18 protein-coding genes and 2 pseudogenes are annotated in these 21,697 nt (G+C 41.9%); 9 read left to right on the top strand and 11 right to left on the bottom strand.

Annotation, left to right across the window (positions count from 1 at the left end; all coding sequences use genetic code 11):
- The first annotated feature begins 42 nt into the window (after positions 1-42).
- Entirely contained in the window at positions 43-579 is a 537-nt protein-coding gene (locus tag LEP1GSC194_RS17985) for a DUF1564 domain-containing protein (protein ID WP_020774919.1), read from the top strand.
- Between the two features lie 478 nt (positions 580-1,057).
- On the opposite strand, the gene LEP1GSC194_RS17980 is transcribed toward LEP1GSC194_RS17985, so the two are convergent.
- On the bottom strand, positions 1,058-3,172 hold the full coding sequence (locus LEP1GSC194_RS17980; protein ID WP_081605137.1) for a sodium-translocating pyrophosphatase: 2,115 nt from the start codon (positions 3,170-3,172) through the stop codon (positions 1,058-1,060).
- A gap of 12 nt (positions 3,173-3,184) precedes the next feature.
- Between LEP1GSC194_RS17980 and LEP1GSC194_RS17975 the strand changes: the two genes are divergently transcribed.
- Both LEP1GSC194_RS17975 and LEP1GSC194_RS17970 read left to right on the top strand, forming a co-directional pair.
- On the top strand, positions 3,185-4,402 hold the full coding sequence (locus LEP1GSC194_RS17975) for a tetratricopeptide repeat protein (protein WP_036043698.1): 1,218 nt from the start codon (positions 3,185-3,187) through the stop codon (positions 4,400-4,402).
- A gap of 591 nt (positions 4,403-4,993) precedes the next feature.
- Entirely contained in the window at positions 4,994-5,974 is a 981-nt protein-coding gene (locus LEP1GSC194_RS17970) for a WG repeat-containing protein (protein WP_231384444.1), read from the top strand.
- 186 nt (positions 5,975-6,160) lie between these two features.
- Here LEP1GSC194_RS17970 and LEP1GSC194_RS17965 read toward each other — a convergent pair whose 3' ends face one another.
- Positions 6,161-6,952 (bottom strand): hypothetical protein, encoded by a 792-nt coding sequence (locus LEP1GSC194_RS17965; protein ID WP_020774920.1) that lies wholly within the window; start codon positions 6,950-6,952, stop codon positions 6,161-6,163.
- 81 nt (positions 6,953-7,033) lie between these two features.
- On the opposite strand from LEP1GSC194_RS17965, the pseudogene LEP1GSC194_RS17960 reads away from it, so the two are divergent.
- Positions 7,034-7,581: pseudogene (locus LEP1GSC194_RS17960) on the top strand (hypothetical protein).
- A 66-nt stretch (positions 7,582-7,647) separates the two neighbouring features.
- Here the strand turns inward: LEP1GSC194_RS17960 and LEP1GSC194_RS17955 are convergent.
- The 4 genes from LEP1GSC194_RS17955 to LEP1GSC194_RS17940 form a co-directional block, all read right to left on the bottom strand.
- Entirely contained in the window at positions 7,648-8,517 is an 870-nt protein-coding gene (locus tag LEP1GSC194_RS17955) for an LIC13305 family lipoprotein (protein ID WP_020774923.1), read from the bottom strand.
- A gap of 669 nt (positions 8,518-9,186) precedes the next feature.
- A complete protein-coding gene (locus LEP1GSC194_RS17950) occupies positions 9,187-9,624 on the bottom strand; it encodes a hypothetical protein (protein WP_020774926.1) in 438 nt (145 codons plus the stop codon).
- Positions 9,625-9,626: 2 nt separating this feature from the next.
- Positions 9,627-10,892: an acetyl-CoA acetyltransferase gene (locus tag LEP1GSC194_RS17945; protein WP_020774925.1), complete on the bottom strand. Its 1,266-nt coding sequence runs from the start codon at positions 10,890-10,892 to the stop codon at positions 9,627-9,629.
- Between the two features lie 21 nt (positions 10,893-10,913).
- Complete coding sequence (locus LEP1GSC194_RS17940) at positions 10,914-12,224, bottom strand: 3-hydroxyacyl-CoA dehydrogenase family protein (protein ID WP_021064309.1); 1,311 nt, start codon at positions 12,222-12,224, stop codon at positions 10,914-10,916.
- 318 nt (positions 12,225-12,542) lie between these two features.
- Between LEP1GSC194_RS17940 and LEP1GSC194_RS23265 the strand changes: the two are divergent.
- Positions 12,543-12,807, top strand: a pseudogene (locus LEP1GSC194_RS23265) (NADPH-dependent FMN reductase); the annotation flags it as partial.
- Positions 12,808-12,811: 4 nt separating this feature from the next.
- Here the strand turns inward: LEP1GSC194_RS23265 and LEP1GSC194_RS17935 are convergent.
- The 5 genes from LEP1GSC194_RS17935 to LEP1GSC194_RS17915 all read right to left on the bottom strand — a co-directional run bounded on the left by LEP1GSC194_RS17935 (position 12,812) and on the right by LEP1GSC194_RS17915 (position 17,735).
- Positions 12,812-13,603, bottom strand: coding sequence for a hypothetical protein (locus tag LEP1GSC194_RS17935; RefSeq protein ID WP_020774917.1), 792 nt, complete (start codon positions 13,601-13,603; stop codon positions 12,812-12,814).
- 445 nt (positions 13,604-14,048) lie between these two features.
- Positions 14,049-14,522 carry a hypothetical protein gene (locus LEP1GSC194_RS17930; RefSeq protein WP_020774922.1) on the bottom strand — a complete coding sequence of 158 codons (474 nt, stop codon included), beginning with the start codon at positions 14,520-14,522 and terminating at the stop codon, positions 14,049-14,051.
- 104 nt (positions 14,523-14,626) lie between these two features.
- Positions 14,627-16,609, bottom strand: a complete 1,983-nt coding sequence (locus LEP1GSC194_RS17925; protein ID WP_020774913.1) for a M48 family metallopeptidase — start codon at positions 16,607-16,609, stop codon at positions 14,627-14,629.
- A 119-nt stretch (positions 16,610-16,728) separates the two neighbouring features.
- Positions 16,729-17,082 (bottom strand): DUF4269 domain-containing protein, encoded by a 354-nt coding sequence (locus tag LEP1GSC194_RS20895; RefSeq protein WP_081605135.1) that lies wholly within the window; start codon positions 17,080-17,082, stop codon positions 16,729-16,731.
- 125 nt (positions 17,083-17,207) lie between these two features.
- Positions 17,208-17,735 (bottom strand): helix-turn-helix transcriptional regulator, encoded by a 528-nt coding sequence (locus LEP1GSC194_RS17915; RefSeq protein ID WP_020774918.1) that lies wholly within the window; start codon positions 17,733-17,735, stop codon positions 17,208-17,210.
- Between the two features lie 270 nt (positions 17,736-18,005).
- Between LEP1GSC194_RS17915 and LEP1GSC194_RS17910 the strand changes: the two genes are divergently transcribed.
- From LEP1GSC194_RS17910 to LEP1GSC194_RS17895, 4 genes are all read left to right on the top strand, one after another.
- Complete coding sequence (locus tag LEP1GSC194_RS17910) at positions 18,006-18,536, top strand: ankyrin repeat domain-containing protein (protein WP_017807908.1); 531 nt, start codon at positions 18,006-18,008, stop codon at positions 18,534-18,536.
- Positions 18,533-18,865, top strand: coding sequence for a hypothetical protein (locus LEP1GSC194_RS21770; RefSeq protein WP_081605134.1), 333 nt, complete (start codon positions 18,533-18,535; stop codon positions 18,863-18,865). The genes LEP1GSC194_RS17910 and LEP1GSC194_RS21770 overlap by 4 nt, the downstream gene beginning before the upstream one ends.
- Before the next feature lie 301 nt (positions 18,866-19,166).
- Positions 19,167-20,294 (top strand): sensor histidine kinase, encoded by a 1,128-nt coding sequence (locus tag LEP1GSC194_RS17900; protein ID WP_020774924.1) that lies wholly within the window; start codon positions 19,167-19,169, stop codon positions 20,292-20,294.
- A 15-nt stretch (positions 20,295-20,309) separates the two neighbouring features.
- On the top strand, positions 20,310-21,443 hold the full coding sequence (locus LEP1GSC194_RS17895) for a sensor histidine kinase (RefSeq protein WP_020774928.1): 1,134 nt from the start codon (positions 20,310-20,312) through the stop codon (positions 21,441-21,443).
- Positions 21,444-21,697: the final 254 nt, after the last annotated feature.

Raw genomic sequence — 21,697 nt, 5'->3', positions numbered from 1 at the left:
TAAATCCCGTCCGTTATACCGAGTTGCGGAACCGCTTCGGGTATGGACCTTCTTTTACTTTCTTGCGAGAAAAAAATTCAATCCTCTTTGAATGAAGGAACGGTTGGCACCGATTCCCTTTTGATTCCGATGAGTTACTGGAACCGGCTGGATGCGCTTCAGAAGAAGGCCCTTTCCAAAAAACTTCCCTTTTTACTGAAGAGATATACGAAGTATGTCGCGTCCTTGGATCGCCTTCATTGGAGGGCCGGGAAGATCAAATACAACTGGGGCGTGGGCGAGTTGAAGAAGATGACGATTCATGTGAATTCGGGGGTTTGGGCGGTTTTGGGTGCTTTGGCAGCCGCGCACGGGGTTTCCAGGTGTTTTCTTTTTAATTATCTTCTTTGGTTGGAAGACGGCGGAGTCGGGGATTCTATCGTGAATACGATGAACCGGGGAGTTCCTCAATTTCACGGGACTTACAAGATGACTTGGACCTTAAATCTACGAAAAAATCAAATTTCCAGGGCCCTATTCTTCGAACCCAACCCGATCACGAGCGAACATTTGTATTTCTTACCAAAACCCGACCTCTAAAAAACCGTCTCACTCGCGTTAAACGACAAAAATCCGGGTCCTCAAAACGCGTGAGCGATCGAGGTGGAAATACTGCAATGCGCCATTCAAAAACGGAATCATTCGTATATTAGAAAAATATAAAATGGTGCTTTGCAGATTGAAACCGAGAGCGCGACTCTGCGCTTTGAAACCAAGAGGCTCCCGCAGAGACACGCCCGCTTTAAGATGCGAGTTTCTGACCCCTGAACTCTCTATCCACTGATCCCTAAAATCGCACGCCCGCTTCAAGATGCGAGTTTCTGACCCCTGAACTCTCTATCCACTGATCTCTATCCACTAAAATGTGCACGCCCGTGATTAGATGTCAGCATATTAGTGGATAGGAATCAGGTTTACAGAAATCAGGCTGCTTGATGAACAAAATCAGGAGTTAAAAGGCCCTCCTCGCTTTCAACGAAAAGGGCCTGAATTTGAGAAAACTCTAATTTAGAATTTCTTAATGAAAAAATTTGAAAATCAGTCCGCCTTGCTGAACAAAAAATTCCGCAAACACGAGGCTCGTTATCGCCATCAACTTTATAAGGATATTGATCGAAGGTCCGGAAGTATCCTTGAACGGATCTCCAACCGTATCTCCTACGACAGCCGCCTTGTGTTGGTCGGAACCCTTCCCACCGGCTTTTTTCTCGATGTATTTCTTCGCGTTGTCCCAGCCTCCTCCGGAGTTGGCGGAGGAAATCGCAAGAACCACTCCCGCGACCAGAGCCCCCGCAAGCACACCTGCGAGAGTTTTCACTCCGAACAGATATCCGACAAGGATCGGAGTCATAAGAACGAGTAATCCCGGAAGAATCATTTCTCTCAGAGCCGCCGTCGTGGAAATGTCCACACAACGTTTGTAGTCCGGTTTATTCTTTCCTTCCATAATCCCCGGAATTTCTCGGAATTGTTTACGAACCTCTTCGACCATGTCAACCGCCGCCTTACCGACGGACTTCATCGTCATCGCGGTAAACAGGAAAGGAAGCATCGCCCCGAACATCAATCCTCCGAACACTTCCGCGTTCAGAACTTCCAGACTGATCGTATGCGTCCTTGTGATAAACGCGGCAAATAGCGCAAGAGAAGTAAGCGCTGCGGAACCGATCGCAAATCCCTTTCCGATCGCCGCGGTCGTATTTCCCGCCGCGTCAAGCGTATCCGTTCTATCACGAACCTCTTTTCCGAGTCCGGCCATTTCTGCGATCCCGCCCGCGTTATCCGACACCGGCCCGTAAGCGTCGATCGTTAAACCGATCGCAATCGTGGAAATCATCCCGAGAGCTGCGATCGCAATTCCATACATTCCCGCGAGAAGGTTGGCGGTTACGATGGTGATTACGAGTAAAATCACGGGAATTACGGAAGAATGATATCCGAGAGATAATCCGTAAATGATGTTCGTCGCCGCCCCGGTGTTAGACGCTTCGGCAACCTCTCTTACGGGTTTATAAGAATGAGAAGTATAATACTCGGTTACGATTCCTATGAACATTCCGGAAAAAAGCCCCACGATCATGGATATATACACGTCCCACTTCGTGATCGTTTTCCCTGCGATTTCAAAAGAATCCACCATAAACGTATTCGTAACGAAATACATGATTCCCGCCACAAGTAGGGTGGAAACCCAGAGTTGAACTTTCAACGCGGATTCTACGTTTCCGCCTTCCTTAACTCTCGCAAGAAAACTGGTCAAAAGGGAGGCTGGAATTCCAAAAGCGGAAATGAGAAGAGGATATAAAAGAGCGTCCACAGATCCGGAAAGAGCCGTAGCGGTCGCACCGATCACAAGCGCCGCGCAAGTCGCTTCCGCACAAGAACCGAATAAATCGGCCCCCATTCCGGCTACGTCTCCCACGTTGTCTCCCACGTTATCCGCAATCGTAGCGGGATTTCTCGGATCGTCTTCCGGAATCCCTTTTTCTACCTTACCGACCAAGTCCGCGCCTACGTCCGCGGCCTTTGTATAAATTCCACCACCCACTCGGGCAAATAGCGCCACCGCGGAACCGCCTAAACCGAAACCGGCCAAGGATTCCATGAGGAAGTGTTTTTCGATCATAGGATACATTCCCGTAAAAACGAGAAAAAGAACGATCATCCCAAGGATCGCAAGTCCCACGAGTCCGAATCCCATCACCGCTCCGGAATCAAAAGCGACTCGGAAAGCCTTGGAAAGGGATGTTTTTGCGGCTTCCGCCGTTCTTACGTTTCCTGCGGTTGCGATTTTCATTCCGATAAAACCGGAAAGACAAGAGATGACGGCCCCTGCGACAAACGCGATCGCCGTATGAACTCCGTCGTTAAACCCTACGGTGGCAGGATTGTCCAAAAGAAGAACGATCAGGACGGCCATAAAGGCGATGAATACGGAAATGACCTTGTATTCCCGAACGAGAAAGGCCATAGCCCCTTCCGAGATGGCGGAAGATATTTCTAAAAGTTTTTTCGTTTCTTTTTCGTTACCGCCCGCAGCGCCCACTTTGATGGTGGTAACTTTCAGGGCATAAACTACCGCAGTGACGATCGCCAAAATAGACATGGCGATAATAATCGTAACTGAATTCATTCAGTGAACCTCTTGTTTTTTTTCAATGTTCCGATGTTTAAAAAGATGGGAAGAATTCTACCGAACAGACTGGCTGGGAGACTGCTATCCACTTGGTTCTTTTTTGTACTTTGCACAGGTTATTCAACGCTCTATGGGAATTCAACCTTTTCTTATTCGGAGCTGCTACGTCAGGCCCGAGAAGAATTGAATCGGCTCCGATACGACGAAGCCCTTCAAAAACTGGAAATCGCGGACTCTCTCGGAACTCCAAGAACGAGCGTTTATTTCGAGATCGAAGGAAGAGTCTGGATCGGAAAAGGAGACCTTACAACGGGGCTGGAAAGTTTCGAGAAAAGTATTGCACTCGATCCGGATCATTCTTCCTTGATGAACGAAATTTTTGCAGGTTACGAAGAACTTAGGAAGCCGACAAAAGCCTATCAGTTTGCAAGGCTCAGCCTTTCTAAAAATCCGGAGAATCCGACGCTTCGATACAAGGTTCTCGTTCTCAGTTCCAGGCTCGGAAATTTAGAATATTACAAAGAAACACTGAACTGGATTCGGAAAAACAATCCTTACCGAGAGGACTTGTCCGCAATCGAGTCGGAAGTAAACGCCTCTCACGAATCGGGTAAAATTGACGAGACGATTTCTAAATGCAGAAAGTTCCTCCCCTACTTTCCGGACAACGTATTCCTTCATAGAATTCTTCTTTTATCCTTAAAGAAAAAAAAGGTTTCTAACTTGGAACAGTCCCTTTTGGATCGGGCCGCGATCTTTAGAAACGAACCGATCTTTGCCTACGAGTCGGCGCTGGAGTTCCTACAAAACCGAAGGTTCAACGACTCCCTCGCGATGTCTCGAAGAGCCTTTTATCTCGGGCTCAAGAAAAATGGAAGTTCCGAAAAGGAAATTCTGTATCCTCTTCATAGGATTTACCGTCAGAAAGGTTCGGCCACGGATATCCAAGCGATCGAAATTCTCCAGGAAATCGCGGAGAGCGGACGTAAAATCGACGTTGAATTTTTGGACGCAAAACTCAAACAAACCGGTTTCAACCGAGAACTTTTGTTGTTTTCCCTTTTTTATCTTCAAAAACATCCGGAGAAAAATTCCGATCTCAAAGCCGAAGAATGGAAATCCACCTTTGCTAAAATCCGAAAACGGCAAGAGGAAGATGACCTGGCCGGAATCGTTTCCCCGTTCTCTTACGACCCGGAAGAATCCTCTTTTTTATCGGAAAAGTAATAGAGTTTTCGAAAAATGAATTCTCCGTCTGTTTCGCCGAAATGGGCGATTGAAGCGGTTTTGTTAATCTCCGCTTCAACAACTGAAATGTGAATTTATGGAGAACGCCCGGGCGAATCCCTGACCGGTTTTTTCCGTAAGAAAAAACCGGTCAGGGACCGCGCTTTCCGCTCCGATCAACAAATTGAGGGTTTGCTCGAAAAGCGAAATCATTTGTAATACCAATTTGTTGATCACGCTTCAATCGCTTTCGCATTGGTTATACGAGCTAACATTAAGATTGGTCTTAAAATCCGATTTTGAAACGTTCTTTCGTCGATACGGAGTTCCCGCAAATTATGTTTCTTTGACGGTTATTTAGGTTTTTAATAGATTTCCCCATCATTTAAAAACGTAGTAGTTCCCACATTTTGAGGTTTTGGGACAAGCACTTATTTACTTTCCAAATTGCTTGCGAGAATTCATTCCACTCTTTTCAGAATCGAAAAATTTAAAACCTATATCTATCTTTGGTTTTTGTATAGTCTTTTGATTGTAGCATGTATTATTAAGAATTTTTAATATTTTAGAAGCAGGTCGGTTTTGACTAAGATGAAGGAAATTTTACTTTCATACTTTATATTCTTTGCATGTATTTCCATAATTGTAGCACACCCATGTTCAACCGAATTTAAGATGGATACGGTTGAAAAAGATGGAGTCGGCTCCATTCACCTAACGCCGACGAATCCGAATGTTTCCGTAATTCAGCCTCAATTCGATGGAGCCGGGAAATTTTCAGGCGGTCTTGCACCCGTCCTGGTCGGAAACAAATGGGGATATATCGATCCAACCGGAGCGCTTGTAATTCAACTTCAATTTGATAGAGCCGGGGAATTTTCAGGCGGTCTTGCATCCGTTAAGATTAAAAATCAATGGGGATATGTTGATTTTACGGGAAAAATCGTAATTCCACCTCGATTCGATGAAGCTGAATCTTATTCAGAGGGTTTTGCATCTGTGAAGATTGGAAAGAAATGGGGTTATATCGATCATACTGGAAAGATTGTAATTCAATCTCAATTTGATGGTGCAGATTCTTTTTCAGAGGGCTTTGCACCTGTCAAAATGGGAAACAAATGGGGATTTATAGATCCGACCGGAACATTTGTAATCCAGCCTCAATTCGTAAGTGCTAGGAAATTTTCAGAGGGCCTCGCCTCCGTAGCCATAGAAATTGATAAATCGGGAGGGTTCAAATATGGTTTCATCGATACAACTGGAAAGGTTGCCATTCAACCTAAGTTTCATTCTTTAGGAACTTTTAGAAAGGGTCTCGCATATGTTTGGGATGGTCTGAGAATGGTACACATTGATAGGGCTGGAAATATTTATCGACTTACTTTTGAAGAAAGATTTAAAAAGCAATTTCATCTTACAGGCAACAGTGATAACAAATGGGGAGCTTTTTTTGGTCTCGAGACTATCTTTCCTGTCCAATTTGATTCTGCAAATTTTTTTTTCAGAAGGTTTTGTATCTGTGAAGATTGGAAACAAATGGGGATATATCGATTTTACGAAATGTTTTGGTGAGATCCAAGACAGTGTAAATTCAGAGTAAAAGTGTTGTGGAAATATGTGAGTATCCTACTATTTCGATTTGCCTTTTCCAAACTCAATGGTCATCAGTAGGCTTTTGATGAGCAACGCGTGCGAACAAGTATTGTAGAGGATCATATTGTCCTGCGCGTGGTTTTCTGTAATTGTGAATCAGAAGCCTCACATATAAGAGTTACGAATCCATTCAATACGAAACAGGCAATTGTTATGCAATGAAATATAGTAATCCACACGAAAAGTGAAGCCGAGGCCACGATTTTCCCAGGGGCGAGGGGATGCGGGGTCGTAAGGAATAAAACGTAACTCCTTTTTGTTTGAAAACGTAAAAGCTGTATCTATCTCCGAATAATGAATCAGATCCTTTGGATTCACCCGGTTGATCAGCAATCGAAGGGTTAGCCATTTTAAAAAAACGATGCCTGTTGTCTGTTCTTGTATTTCATCAGAGTCTATTTCCTCCAGAGGGTCATCGTGTAGAGTCGGGATATCGGAGGCCTCTTGACTCCAGCGTTTGCTCCACCATAAATCGTTCCGATCCAATAATTCTCCCGGCGGCACACTCGCGAATTTCTGATGAATCCAGTTTGCGTCTCCGGCAGAAAGTCTTAAGAAACAAACTTCGGTTATGCTTTGCGAGGCAGTGCCGTAATCATGCCCCGTTGGCGAAGCACATAAAAATCTTCCTGGTTGTACAGAAAATATATCAGAATACGACGGTGGTATTTCCGAGTCTAGAACCGGTATTTCTTGATTATAGCGTTGCCTCAATAAGGAATGATTCGAGTCCAACACTTCATGTCTGATAATCGGTTGTGGATTTGTGAGTAGAGCAGTGACGATCCCGGCGTTATACACACAGTGAATCGGGTAAATACAAACACTCAAAAGAACTATAACTTTAAAAATACGAAAGCCATGTAATAAAGCCGAAGATGGAAATAGAGAATTCATGAAAGGAATAGGAAGCACTTTATTAATGTAAATGCAAGTTTTTTTACCAAGTATTTTGTTTTGAAATGTATCCTCAAAAGAATGAAATATCGTACAAAAAGATTATCCGTTATCTTTTGTTTGAGTTTCTTTTCCATTCTTTCTCAATCGAAAGAGCGTTGTTTATCCGGAGATTGTCAAAATGGGAGGGGCGTTTTTATAGACGCCAATGGAAACGAACTCATGGGAATCTTCGAAATGGAAAACTGGAGGGGTTAGGCGAATTCGAATTTAAAAACAACGGTAATTTTTCGGGCGTTTATAAAGATCCGTCATACTATGGAAAATCAAAATTCATTGATCCGGATGGAAGTGTTGCATATGGAACCCAGTTTACAGGCGGATCTTGCAACGACAATGGATGTAGAACTTGGTCTAAATTTATCCCCGATTCGAATGTGGAATGTATCTTTCGAGAAACGTTTCTACAAAATCAAAAGACGGGAAAAGGACGTTATACTTGTAACAACGGCGAGAGTTTTGAAGGAACTTACCCAAACGATCTAGCCAATGGAAACGGAAAGCTGATCTATTCCGACGGAACCGTTTTCGAACGAGAATTTAAAGACGGCCACCCGGTTCGGAAATAGAGGTCCGATGCAAAAAGAAATCGTTTGACTGTGCCTAACGTTTGATTCATTTTTTAACGAATTCAATCAATTGCATTGAATCTCGGAGAATCTGCGTTTCCATGCCGTGTTTTCCGCTCCGGGATAAGGCCAAAAACGATTCATTTCTTCGATCATCAAACGCGCCTTTGCGGCAACGATCGGATCGACGGCGCAAATTTTATTTAAATAGGAAAATTGACGTCCTTGAATTGCAGCGCCGACATCCGCTCTATCTTCTGCAAAATTTGATGTGGCATATTCACTCACAAAACCGTCGATGGGATTCCAAAATGGAGTTAGCATAGGGGGGATATCACCCAAAGCACGAGGATTGAAGGAAGAATAATCGTAGCTTCCGTATTGAAAGGAGGGCGGGTTTAATGATTGCCATTTTGAATTCCACCAATATCCCATGACATCATCCATATTGTGAGTAAGTTCATGGTGTATTCCGTTTGATAATCTGGCTGCACTATAATAGTTAGGATCCATAGGAGTTGTTTCTGATCTGGCTTTTATCCCGTCCTGAACGTCTAAAAATATAATATTTTCACTCGGTTTTGATAGACCTCCATAGTAATTCCCATATAAACGGAGATTTCGAGTAAACACGATCTTTTCCGCGCGGGCTTTGATAAAATACCCTCTTGGATACCTTGCAATTTCAGTTTCGACAAGATCTTTATAATAGTTTAAATCTTCATCGGAATAATTGGTGTCGTAGGAAATTGCGTGTGATGACACCATTGTATGGGTTATGATTTGAACATCACGATCGTAGTTTTCAACGCGATCTTGAAATAATAAAAGCAAAAGAAGATCGGAGGTATTTTTATCCTCTTTTTCAGTCGAACAAGCGGACAGGAAGGTAAAAACGAACAAAAGACTTAAAACTAATTTTATGTTTATCCTCACGGATTTTGCTCCGGCTGTTTTTCAAAACATCCCAATTGAATAACGAAAAGATCGTTAAAGTTGTGCCAAAAAATCCTGAAAAAAATCGTAAACATACAAAATACAAATGATAAAATTGAAAACGGTTCCTTTTCGATACGGAATAAAATATACTATCGTAAACTCGGCGTAAGAAAACGCTGCATTGAATAGAATGAAATTTTGTGGAAACCCTTACTTATTCTTGGGAAAAAATTCTCCTAACTTCTTGAAAATCTTACTTTTTGTGTGAGTTCCCACATTTTATTTTTTAGTAAAAAATAAATTTCTTACGCCAAATTCATGTTATACGAGGAACTCAATATTTAACGCCGTTCTTTATCCATACTAACCCGACAAGTTGAGAAGTGTTTTGAATTAAAAAGGATCGAAAATGCAGATTTTTCAAGTGTTCCGACAAAAGTAAGCTTTTTCACTTGCAAAAAGTATGATTTTCTGATAGAGAAGAATCTCCGAATCTTCCCAACCAACAACTCGCCCAAAAAATCAAGGGCGGACCGACCTTTCGATGGAATGAATTGATTTATCTAAAGAACTTAATCAAAAACCTAATATAATGTCCGAGACTTCAACTCCAAAATGAAAACAAAATATTCGGCGAGTTGAGAAGGATTTAGAGCGTTGGATATCTCAAAATTCCTCTTCCGCAATGTAAGTCAAAATCAAAGAAGCGAAGAATGTCAGCAAAAATTGCGAAAACACCCAAAGCCAAACGATCATGCTCGGAAGAACATTCACAAAGTTTAAAATAGAAATCGCAGGTCCGACGTAAGCCGCTAAAGAAAAACAGATCGCAATGATCAAGCCGCCCACAATTCCCGTAGGAAGAGAATCCTTAGCAAGACGGACTATAACTCCTAAAAAGAAAACTTGAATGAGGTCGGCGACGATTGGCCCCACCCACAGAATCATTCCAACGGATTGGAAAAAAGATTTATAGGTAGGGTCGTAGTAAAAGCGGGAAAATAAAAGACTACGAAGAGGTACGGAGATCACTTCCCAGAAACCGAAAGCGATAAACAATCTTAAAAGAAACTGATTCCAATCTTTCGCAGTCTTTAAACTCATTCTTATTTTCCTACGATGAACACTACGTTAGTTGTCGCAGACCCGCCGATATTCAGCATAAGTCCGTTCTTAGCGCCTTCCACTTGATAGTTACCGGCGGTTCCGGTCACTTGTTTGTAAAGATCAAGCATCATCCGGACTCCGGAAGCTCCGACCGGATGACCGACTCCGATGAGACCACCGGAAGGATTGATCGGTTTTTTACCTTTGAAGTCGATAACTCCTTCTTCGATTGCTTCGTGTTCTTTTCCCGGTTGAGCGATTCCGAAAGCGGAGATCGCCGCATATTCGGAAGAAGTGAAACAATCGTGAGTTTCAAAAACGTCGATGTCTTTCACTCCGAGTTCCGCTCTGTCGTAAGCGTCTTTTACGGTTTGTCGGGTCCAGGGGAGAATGTATTTGTCTCCTTTGGATTCGGCAACCTTCGCGTCAAAAGTGATAGGAGCCACTCTGTGTCCCCAACCTTTTAGTCTCGGGATCGTGTTGATCTTCTTTCCTCTTTTTTTCGCGTATTCTTCGGTGTAGGATTTGTTAGCGAGAACTACCATCGCCGCGCCGTCGGTAACCTGAGAACAATCGGTAATGCAGAGTCTTCCTCCGACTGCCATATTGTATTCTCCGCCTCTTGCGTTCGCGTGTTCTTTGTTCATAAACCAAGAACGAGTTTGCGCTTTCGGATTTCTCTTTGCGTTGTCGTAGTTGATTCTAGAGATTTCGGCTAACGCTCCCATAAATCTTTGTTCCGGAAGTTTGTATCTTTCGAGAATTACGTCCGCGAGTTTTCCGAAAAGTTTAGGGAAAGGAAATTGAACTCCTTTTGCTTCTTTTTCGTAATAAGCGGCTGTTCCTAAAAAGTCGCCGCCTACGGAAGAACTAACGGTTTTCATGATCTCGATACCGAGAACGATCGCAACGTCGTAGTCTTTCGCGCGGATTTTTGTGGCAGCCGCATCGAGAGCGATGGAGCCGGAAGCACAAGCGGCTTCAAAACGACCGCCCGGAATTCCATAGAAAGCAGGATCGACTTCGGTCAAAAACGCGCCCAAGTGACCTTGAGTTGCATACTGTTCCGCGTCGAAGTTTCCTACGAAAATTCCGATTCTATTTTGTTTATTCAGTTTTTTGATTTCATCGGGTGTAAGTCCGACAGCGGCGAGTCCGTCTTGAACGGCTTCGCGCATCAAGGACATGAAGGTCTTTCCTTCTTTAGTCCAGTTTCTTTGAAAATCGGTTTGTTCCCCGCCGAGGACGTAAATTTTATCGCTCATGGTGATACCTTCTCCCCTAAATTATCCTTTGAAAAGTGAACGAGCGTCAAGCTTTTCCTTCAGCTCGTAAAATGGCTTCCCTGGTTTCGCTTTTGCTAATACTTCAGGAACCGGAAGTTTTGCTTTTTCGATCAGTTGAATCGCGTCCTTAGGCCCGCCTAAGAAATCAACGAATGCGGAAGCGGGAGCCCAGTTGAATCCTGTTCCCATCGCGAGATCCGCCATTTCTTTCGTGTCCACGACTTCGCCGACGATCGAGAGAGAGTAACTAACGTATCTTGCGATGAAGTATCTAGCGAGATCCGCTTCGAAACCTTTTGCTTCTTTTACGATGTTCATCGCGCCTGTGTAGTCCGCTTCGGAAATTCTTCTGTTCGCCTGACGAATGAAATCGATGTCGAACTTAGGAACCGGCTCGTACAGATCGGCGCCTATATTATAGACTAACTTTTCCTTCTTGCCGTCCGGAGTTTTGGACATCTTATAGAGTCCGCCGCCCGCTTTTCTTCCAAGATCGCCTTTATCGATCAGCTTTTGGAAGTAACCCGGCATTTTAAAGGTAGAATGAGCCGCGTCCTTTGTCATTTCGTAGAGGTTATCCACGATCGCTTTGTGAACGTCGAGTCCTACGAAATCCGCAGTGTCAAGAGGAGCCATAGCTCTTCCGGTGTAACCGCTCATGATCGCATCCATAAGAGCGATCCCGCCTTTATCGGAATACTTTTCAGCGATCTGAGCAACTTCGTTGATGAGCTGGAATCCGATTCTGTTTCCGGCAAACGCAGGAGTATCGTTTGTATAAACGACCGCACGACCTAAAACTTGATCCAGATATTCTCCGAGTTGTTTAAGAACTTTCTTATCCGATCCTTTGTGTGAAACGAGTTCGCAGAGAATCATCTTGTAAGGAGGGTTGAAGAAGTGGGTTCCAAAATAATGCTTTTGACCGTCTGAATCAAATGCTTTGGAAAGTCTTTCTATCGAAAGACCGGAAGAAACAGTAGAAACGATCGTTCCGGGTCTTCTGGAGCTTGCGATTCTTTTGTTGATCGGTTCTTTAACTTCGTAACTTTCAGCGACGAGTTCGAAAACCCAATCGGATTCCGCGACCGCTTTTTCCAGATCCGCGTCATACGAACCCGGAATCAATCTGGGACGAATCGTGTCGGTTTTGACCGAGCCGATCGCTTTCTCAATCCCTTCTTTCGCTTTGCTTATGTCCCTCGCAAGCATGTGGACTTTTGCCTTCCCGAACGAGGCAACGATCGCCGCTGATCCGGCGCCCATCGTGCCGTTCGCGCCTAATACTGTTACTGTTTTTATTTCTCTCATGAAACTATACCAATTTTTGGATTTTCAATGGAATAGGACCTGTTTAAAACAGCCCGGCGGGGAGGAAAGTTTTTTTCCAGCGGATCGGGCGGAGAATAGCTCTAAAACAGAACGAATGTTCTGCTTTAAAAAATTGCGAAAGGCTAAAAACCATCTTTGTGACGGGCTTTGTTCATCACGAAAAATCAGATGAAAGCGACGGGGGATAAAATAGGGATGAACAGCCGATTGAATTTCGGAACGGCTTTTCGGGCATTCCCCTTTAAAATCTTATTTTTTTAAACCGATTTTTACGGATTTCATTCTAACTATTTAAGCATGAAAAATTTGTCCATATCGGGAAGTATTCGATTGGAATCTAACGCTTCGCCCTTCTAAGGGCCATCGCCAAAACGGTTCCGTCCGAGACGAGATCATCGCCTTTTCAATGTTAGACGATCTTTCTCATTTTAGTCCCGACCGGGACGGGGAAAGTTCTCCGGAATCAATAAAAAAATATCGCGAGGCCTTAAGGATCGCGGACGGGGTTTTGATCTGCACTCCGGAATACGCGCACAACGTGCCGGGTGTTTTGAAATATTCAAACATTAAAATGTATTATTTAAAGTGGCGCATCGAGCGGATGCTACTGTTTGACCGCCGTAGGTACAGACTGCCGATGCGGATCCGTTATTGGAAATCCCCGTAATTTTTGCCTTTGTATTTGCGTCAGGATCCAGACCGTAAAAACCGGGAAAAAGGTTTCGGTTGCTATCGGCAAGGGCATTACTACACGTAGTATCAAGGGTTTCTTCTGCAAATGCCGTCAACTGTTCTCTGTATTCGGTGTTTTCCCCTTGTTCAACTGTCAATCGATTTAAGGCTTTGATTTCCTCAGCCGAGAAACCAAATGAAGTCAAAGGATGGGTAGGGGAAGAGAGGTTGGCGATCGCTTCCGTCCGAAAATCCGAAACCGGAAAAAATCTGATTCTTGCTCGTAGATTATCATATTGTGTCTGGGTGATTGTCAATGCGTCATTTTTAAAATCCGTAATCAGAGTTTTCGTAGCCGCAGAACAATGGAAAGTGTTCGCAAGCTCAGTGATTTTATTGTAGTTGGCTTCGATGATTCTTTTATGAGATGCAAGATCGGAACCTATGATTTTATTAAAGTCGCAGTCTTTTTTCGGTTTCGTACTGAAACTTACATAGTAATAGAGAAAGTCTCCGCCGCTCCAAAATAATTTCTGGACGAAAGCACAATTTCCACCGGTTTGGTCTATGGAATAGACCAAACTCGATGTTGTCAGATTATCCCCTTCGTGGTCGTTTACTTTGCAGGCATTAAACGCGATGATGACCATACAAGTAGCCGCCAATTTCAAAACATGCTTTTTCATAGAAATCCCCTAATTTTTCTAAAGTACTTGTCCCAAAATAAGAAGTTACGTATCAAAAGTATAAAACGTAAGACCGTGGAAGTTTCAGGGCAGTTCTAAATAGAATACTTACTTCATCTCGCTGCTGTGCCTAAAATTGCGAGGCTTTTTGATTTTTCTACAGGAAATTTGAGTTATGTGTTCGCCGGTTCTTTTTAAGTTTGGAATTTAGAATGGACTTCAGTCCAACGGGAAAACGGTCCTCATTTGCACAACTTTGTTTTTCCGGATCGCAGGTTTGGGCAAATGTAAATTCTTTCGTTCAAGGGGGAATCCGGTTATGCAAATTACAACGTTTGAGTAGCGGGAATCGAGGCGCTTGAAGATACGACCCATTCAACTTTATCGTTTATAAGTACTATCTAAAATAAACTTCAAACCGTCGGTCGTAAAAGAACGATTAAAACTACTTCGTCGTAAATACCGCTTTTACCGTTTTACTTTTAGAAGTATAATAAACCTTTACATGTTGGCCGACCGATAATTTTTTCCAACAAGATTCCGGAATGAAAAATTCCTTCTCTCCTAGATATATCGAATATACGTACGTTAGTATCCCTTCCGTTCCGACGTCTCTGTCTTCTTCTTTTTTGGCGATAAAACCCGTTTCGATTTTGAAAGGCAAAACCCAATCCAGAAAAAAATCTCGTATATAAGTAAAAACCAATATTGCCGCTAAAAGACCCAAGGGGATCATCCATAGAAAATGCCAGTCGAATTGAAATTTTTCTTCCAATGCGAGGAGCGCCAAACCGATCGATCCCATTCCGAAAAAAATTACGGTAAAAAACCATACGAATATTTCACCCAGCGAAGATAGGATTCTTAAAAAAACGTTTCCGCCGTAAACGGGGAAAAATCGGTCTTTTTCTTTTTCCACGGATTTAAAGGAAGGATTGCGGAGAAACGCGCGGATCGAAGTTTAAAACATTCAAAATTCCTAAACTTCTTTCCGAACCGGCTCTCACGCTAAAGACGCAATGATTATTGAAGAATAATCTGATCGACTTTATTCTTTCTGTATTTCACGAACGCGCTTCCGTTTTGAGAATACCCAAGATACGGTCCGTTTTTCTGAAATTGTTTACCGAAAACTTTTTCGGCGGCTCCTCGATCCGAACCGACGGAAACTCCCTTGTCGATTCCAGGACTATTGTCTCCGTAAGCGTTTACTTGAAGAACCGAACCGATGCTCAGTAAAAAGGAAGTTTCCTTATTGCTGTAAATGTAAAATTCACTTCCGGAAGATTTATCGACTTGGATCTTATCCGGTTTTCCCCAGAGTTTTAATAAATCTTCCAGCTTATCGCCCGGACCGACTCCTCCGACCTTGAAAACGTTTTGTTTCGTATTTTGCGAAGGATCGGGAAGTACAATTCCGTGAAAATCGGCGAGGTGTTTTGCCCAACCCGAAGAAGAATCGTAATTCTCCAGATAATACATAGCCAGTTGTTTCGTCTTTGGAGTTTTCTCCTTGTAAGATTCCAGAAGAACGTAATTTAAAATCGGAGTGAAATTTTCGTAAACATAATCCGGATCCAACTGCGTTTTTTGACGGATCGAGTTTCCGATTCCTTGTAAATAGGATTGAATGTCCGGGTTCGAATTTGCCTTTTCACCGAAAGACTGAACTCTTTTGTCCACCATAGTTGCGACCGATTTGAAAATTTCCATAGCCTTGTCTTGGTCGTCGGTCCAATACAAAACAACTCCGAAGTTGTTCGCAAGAGGAATGGAATTTTCGGCTCGTACCGTACTTCCCGCAAGGGATTTTGCGACGTTCATATCGTTTTCTTCGGTGGAATAAGAAAGAAGAACCGCATAGTTCGAGATAAAATACGGGTCCTCGGTTTTTACGATCACCTTTTGATAAGCTTCTTTAGCCTTCGTATATGCGGCTTGATTGCCCGGAGTGGCTCGCATAACGGCTCTTTTGCGAAGTCCTCCCGGAAATATCATGGAATCCCGAAAAGAGGGCATATCGACGACGGGTTTTACTTTTAAGTCGTCGTTGCTTGCCGTCGCCATCCAAATTTTGTGGAGACAAACTGCATAAGATTTTTCTAAATGAGTGTTCCCCGGAAATTTAGAAAGGGCCTTTTCGAGATTGGATTTGGCCGAATCTAAATTTTTACCGAACTGAATGTCGTCGTACGTTTTTTCCAAAGTTGCAAGTAAGGAATAGAGTTCCTGCTTGTCTCCGCTGAATCTTGAAAGACGATCGTTCGGGGAGGGATGGCTCGTGAAATACAAGGAAGTCATGGATTCGGGACTTATCTTATCCAATTTTTTGTTTGCGATATATTCCTTATATTGATTGTCGATATCGCTCATCAATTCCAAGGTTCGGATCATGTATTCACCGCCGTAACCGGCTTTGTTCAAAAGTTGGAATCCGGTTTGATCCGCGTCGACTTCCTGTTCTTGAGAAAATTTAAGATTTTCTAATATTGCTTCGCCGGTCGGATTTTCTTTGAGCTGATAGAATTTTTTAACCGAATTGAAAGTATGTTTATTGTAATAATGAGAAAGCTCGTGGGACAAAACTCCTGCGATGTATCTTTCCCTGTAAAAATTCAATTTATCCTTCGCTTCCGGTTCGGAATTCTTAATTACTTGATCCAAAATATCCAAGGTTCCCGAATTGATGCAAAACTGACCACCCGCCATAGCGAAAGCGTTGAAGGAGTTGTCCTGGATTAAATTATAAACGATGGGAAAACTGGGATTTCCGGAGGAATCCGCGAGTTTACGGAATGCCGTATCGATCGGTTTTTTCCAATTGTTATAATCTTTTAGAACTTTTCTAGATTTAAGAATGACCCCATATTGATAACTACTTTGTCGAACGATTTGCGCGTACAACTCCGCGTCAAAATTGATTGCATTATTCTTTTGAGCTCCGAGTGGAAAATAAAACGATATCGTTCCTGCAAAAAAGAGGATGGACTTGAAGGATCTTTGCATATTCTCGCGACCTTTAGAAAAAATTATAAATTGGAACGACTAAGATTGTCAAAAAAATTCCGTTGTCAAGCTGGATTCGCTCCGGGAGGCGGGGAGTTCGTTTGTTAAGTGCCAAGGATTCACGTTTCTCTGAGTTTATCCGGAGTTGAAAAAAATACGGACTTAAAAATGAAATTTCTCAGCTCTTCTTTCGAGAAAAAACGCAGATCGTATAATGCCTGATAAGGGTCGCCTTCGATTCCTAATAAATCGCAAAACGCGAGTTCTGTTTTCCATCCTTCTTTTTTGAGAGTTCGGATTCTTTCTTTGAACCGTGTTCCTGCGATGGAAAGAATTTTACTTTCCACTTGAAGATGAATGAATCCCATCTGATCAATCACCGAGACATTCTGTCCGAAAATTTCATAACCGAATTCTCCGGTGTTAAAACGAACGAGGATAGAATCCGTGTTTTGAAATTTTTTTTCTCCAATTTAAAATTCGAAAAAGCAGAGAACGTCGAAGTGCAAGATTCGGAAAATTCCGTATAACGTAGACAAGTTGGGCATAATGATAAAGATTCAATTCGATCAAAGTCCCCGGTTTTGAAAATAAAAAATCAATCCTCTTCCGGGAGCAAAGGAGAGATGAAATAGGCGATAAATTCCAATTTCCCCGTCGTTCCGGATTTTTGATAGATGGAAAACGTTTGATTTTCTATCGTTTTCAGACTTTTTCCTCGAATGGCCGCGATTTGATGATTGGACATTCCCCGCAAAAGTAAAAGGGCGATTTCTTTTTCCTTATCGGAAAGATCCCATTCTTCCAATTGTCTTTGAAGAGATTCCCAGAAAGACTGATCGGTGTGGACTAAAAGTTGATTTTTATTTTTGAGTCCTTCGATCATAACTCTGGCCGACTCGATGTCTGTTTTCGTATTTCTGATTTCTTGAAATAGAAAGTAAATTCCGACGATGGACAATAATCCGAAAGCGGTTTCGATCGTCGTAAAATAAACCTGAGATCTTTCTATCCAGTTGATGTCGAACGCGAACGTTAAAATTTCCTCGAGGATCCAAAGGAAAATTAGAAAAACATAAATCGAAAAAAAGTAGAATCGTTTTTCTTGGGGAAACCAGAGTTTCATGTTTATATTTTCGAAAAATTCCTATCTATTTTGTTTTCGTCAATGCCGAAACGTTTGCAAAAGGAAAGTTTGATTTAGAGAACTCTAAGTTTTTAGCTTAGGACTCAAATGAAAACCAGAATTTTTTCCGTTCAAGTGTCAAGCGCGATAAGAAGCCTTGGGTAAAAACCACTAATCGTAAAATCGTTTCTGAGTAATTCCCGCAATTACCGTTTTCGCCTATTGTATCGAATTCGCAAATCGATACAATGATGGAAATTCGAGGATACCATGAAACTTTTAAATTTTATTCTCAAAGAATTCGGAAAATACATTTCTCACAAAGATATTCGGATCTTCATTTATTCTGCGACGGTGGCTCTTATTTTTGCCGGTTGTATCGTTCCTCAGGAAAGATATTTTTCTTATCCGAATTCAAATCCTACGGATTACGTTTACAAGGGCGATCTGCAGGGTTTGGAAAATTCACTCCGAGCCGGGCAGGGAATCAATCAACGAGATCCGTTTTTTAGAAATTATACTCCTTTGATGGTGGCGGCGAGAGAAGGGGAGTATTTGATCGCGGAATATTTGATTCAAAACGGAGCCGACGTGAACGCGAGAACAAGAGACGGTCACACGGCTCTGATGATGGCCGTTTTCAATCGATATCCCGAAATTGTTAAACTTCTGATTCGTTCCGGCGCGGATTTACACGCAACCACAACTCAAGGTCATACCGCTTGGTCAGAAGCTACATTAGAAGATTCTAAAATAGTTCAGGACATTCTTTTGCAAGCAGGTGCGGGTAAAAAACAATGAAACTTGTGCGTTATCTTTTACCGGGAATTATCGCGTTATTTTTTGAATTCTGCACCGTCGATACTTCAGGCTGTGAAAAAAATTGCGAGATTCAATTGTCCACCTGTCTTTTAGTCGCAGTTAATTCCGGAACACAAAATCAGTCAATGGCCGTCCCCTTTGTTTGTTATCAGGTCTGTGAAACTTGTAAGGAAAACTGCAGAGTCAAAACATCTTCCGGCAGTAGCGGATCCGGTGTTAGAGGAGGTAGTGGTGGTGGACGAAGCAGCGGAAGCGGAGGAGGAAGTAGCAGCGGACACAGCGGTGGTGGAGGAATTTTTACGCTTTAAAAAGTATAAAAACCGTCACAAAATTTATATAAACTTACAGGAAAGTAGACTTCGATTTATCATTGATAAAAGATGTTTTACCTCATTCCATGTAGGTCGGACCTAAAATTGTATTTCAGGTTATTTTTGTGGGAAAGTTTATCGGAACAAGTAAAAATGAATTCTTATTAAAATAAAACAGGATTTTGAAAGGAACTCTTAATTTGTTTCGAGCGGAATTGTATCTTTTCAGCGAATTCCGTCCTATTTATTTTAGGGAAAAATCTTTTGAAATCTTTCCCTTAAGTGGAGCCAGGAAGCTATGGAATTTTTTGGTTTGATTGAGCGAATTTATAAGGACAGAGATTACTTAACTCGCAAACGAGCTGCTCATCTTTTTGTTTTTGACATTGCCGCAATTCTATTGGGAATTTCATCCGCCGTCTTTCTATGGTTTACGAAAGGAGAGATTTTTAGAGTAGGTTTTACCATTATGACCTTCGCCGCTTCGCTTTCTTTCCTACTACTGATATGGAAAAGGTTCGAGTTCGCTTTAAATATAATTCTATTCGCAAGCATTCTTTCAGTATCCATAGGTTGGTTTTTGGGAATTCCCAATGCCGGTGGCGATGTCGGCAATAAAAACATCGTTCTCAGTATATTCATTATGATTTTTTTATATTTTACGGATGTTAAAAAAACCATATTCATTATGATATACGGTTTTATTTTGATTTTCATCGATGAATTTTATCTCAAAGAACACGAAATAATTTACACAGCGGATCGAATCGGTCTATTCTTTATGTTTACCGTGATTTTGATTCTCACCGTAAAAACTTTGTCCGGATCCATTCAGGAAAAGAACGAATTGATTCAGGAGATTCATCATCGCGTGAGAAACAATCTTCAAGTTATTTCCGGTCTGGTGGAAATGCACAGCGGATCGGACAAGGCGAACACGCAAATCATATTATCCGATTTTCAGAATCGTATATTAGCAATTTCTGAAGTTCATAATTATTTGTATAAATCGGAGAATTATTTCGAAATCGATTTTGCGGAAGTAATGGACAAGATCATCTTGGGTCTTTCCAATAAATTGGGTAAACGATCCGTGAAAATCGAAAATAAAACGGAGTCCACCTTTTTGAGAATCGAGAATGCGATTCCATGCGCCATGATTTTCAACGAATTATTATCCAATTCCTTAAAACACGCTTTTCACTCCGAAAAGGGAAGGATTCAAATTTTATTTCGAAAAGAGGGTGATATATATCGTCTTCAAGTTTCGGACAACGGTTCCGGGATAAAGGATTCTAAGATTTGGTTGAAACCAAAAACCGCAGGTTTCACTTTAATACAAATATTAACGAAGCAGATGAAGGGACGTTTTCAAATTTTTTCGGATAGCGGTTTTACAACGGTTTTAGAATTCATCTCGATTTAAAAAGGATGTAAGCGGATGAAACTTTCAGGATTGACCGATCATATCTATAAAGATAGGGACTATCTTACTAAAAATAAGGCGTTTCATCTTTTTATTTTTAACGCGGCATCGCTTTTGTTGGGAGTGTTTACCAATCTTTATATTTGGTTCGCCAAGGGATATTTTTTACGCCCCGGTTTTTCGATCATGATGATTGCTTCCGTAATATCCTTGATCTTTCTATTGAGAAAAAGATTCGAAGTAGCCCTTCAAATCATTTTGTTTGCGAGTGTCATTGCCATTAGTGTCGGATGGTTTTTCGGGCTTGCGAACAACAAAACGCTTTTGGACGAAAGTAATAAAAATATAGTACTGGCAATATTTATAATGATTTTTTTATATTTTACGAACGTAAAAAAAACGCTTTTGATTGCCGTTTATTGTTTTATACTGATATTTACCGAAGAATTCTTAACGCAGCAAATTCACGACTCGATCCACTTCGCGGATAGGATTGCGTTATTCTTGATGTTTACAGTGATTTCCATCATTGCGGTAAAAACTCTCCACGGATCCATTCAGGAAAAGAACGAATTGATTCAGGAGATCCATCATCGTGTGAGAAATAATCTTCAAGTTATTTCCGGTCTGGTGGAAATGCACAGCGGATTGGACAAAGGAAATATTCAAAGTATTTTATTCGATTTTCAAAATAGAATACTCGCAATCTCCGAAGTACATAATTATCTTTATAAATCGGAAAATTATTTCGACATAGATTTTTCGGAAGTGATCGAAGGAATTATCAAAAACCTTTCCCATAAACTTGGTAAAGAATCCGTTCATATCGAAAATTCCACGAAACAAACGTTTTTAAGAATCGAAAGCGCTCTTCCTTGCGCCATGATTTTCAGCGAACTTTTATCCAATTCTCTCAGGCACGCGTTCCCTATGGACAAGGGAACGGTCAGCGTTTATTTTCAAAAGGAAGGAAGTAAATATCGTCTACAAATTACAGACGACGGTTCCGGTATTGAAGATTCTAAAACTTGGATGAAACCGAATACCGCGGGTTTTACGTTGATTCAAATTTTAACAAAACAAATCAAAGGAAGTTTTCAGATCCGGTCCAATTCGGGTTTCACTGCGGTTCTTGAATTTAACGCATAACAAAAATTTAATATTTTATTTTTCAATTCGAATGATCAATGTCTGTCCCAAATCCCATCTCGCGACGTAGGGAGCTTTTCAGCGCACGAGCAACATTACCGAACGCCAATAGAAGTGAGACTCTTTAGTTTCACAAAAATGTGGGAACTACTGCGTTTCTTGTGCGACGGTGTCCGCGAGCGTTACCCCCGTCGGGAATGTGCGCTAAAAACGTTACTGAATTTCAGTTCTTTTAAGTTTATTTCGGAAAATAC

The organism is Leptospira alstonii serovar Sichuan str. 79601 (assembly GCF_000347175.1).
GTDB lineage: Bacteria > Spirochaetota > Leptospiria > Leptospirales > Leptospiraceae > Leptospira > Leptospira alstonii.
This window is presented reverse-complemented; position numbering and strand designations above follow the sequence as displayed.

What these genes read in the sequence shown, in the direction of transcription:
- LEP1GSC194_RS17940 (WP_021064309.1), bottom strand. Translation starts at nt 12,224, where the DNA reads ATGAGAGAAATAAAAACAGTAACAGTATTAGGCGCGAACGGCACGATG.
- LEP1GSC194_RS17900 (WP_020774924.1), top strand. Translation starts at nt 19,167, where the DNA reads ATGGAATTTTTTGGTTTGATTGAGCGAATTTATAAGGACAGAGATTAC.
- LEP1GSC194_RS17980 (WP_081605137.1), bottom strand. Translation starts at nt 3,172, where the DNA reads ATGAATTCAGTTACGATTATTATCGCCATGTCTATTTTGGCGATCGTC.
- LEP1GSC194_RS17985 (WP_020774919.1), top strand. Translation starts at nt 43, where the DNA reads ATGGACCTTCTTTTACTTTCTTGCGAGAAAAAAATTCAATCCTCTTTG.
- LEP1GSC194_RS17895 (WP_020774928.1), top strand. Translation starts at nt 20,310, where the DNA reads ATGAAACTTTCAGGATTGACCGATCATATCTATAAAGATAGGGACTAT.
- LEP1GSC194_RS17925 (WP_020774913.1), bottom strand. Translation starts at nt 16,609, where the DNA reads ATGCAAAGATCCTTCAAGTCCATCCTCTTTTTTGCAGGAACGATATCG.
- LEP1GSC194_RS17915 (WP_020774918.1), bottom strand. Translation starts at nt 17,735, where the DNA reads ATGAAACTCTGGTTTCCCCAAGAAAAACGATTCTACTTTTTTTCGATT.
- LEP1GSC194_RS21770 (WP_081605134.1), top strand. Translation starts at nt 18,533, where the DNA reads ATGAAACTTGTGCGTTATCTTTTACCGGGAATTATCGCGTTATTTTTT.
- LEP1GSC194_RS17970 (WP_231384444.1), top strand. Translation starts at nt 4,994, where the DNA reads ATGAAGGAAATTTTACTTTCATACTTTATATTCTTTGCATGTATTTCC.
- LEP1GSC194_RS17910 (WP_017807908.1), top strand. Translation starts at nt 18,006, where the DNA reads ATGAAACTTTTAAATTTTATTCTCAAAGAATTCGGAAAATACATTTCT.
- LEP1GSC194_RS17945 (WP_020774925.1), bottom strand. Translation starts at nt 10,892, where the DNA reads ATGAGCGATAAAATTTACGTCCTCGGCGGGGAACAAACCGATTTTCAA.
- LEP1GSC194_RS17965 (WP_020774920.1), bottom strand. Translation starts at nt 6,952, where the DNA reads ATGAATTCTCTATTTCCATCTTCGGCTTTATTACATGGCTTTCGTATT.
- LEP1GSC194_RS17950 (WP_020774926.1), bottom strand. Translation starts at nt 9,624, where the DNA reads ATGAGTTTAAAGACTGCGAAAGATTGGAATCAGTTTCTTTTAAGATTG.
- LEP1GSC194_RS17935 (WP_020774917.1), bottom strand. Translation starts at nt 13,603, where the DNA reads ATGAAAAAGCATGTTTTGAAATTGGCGGCTACTTGTATGGTCATCATC.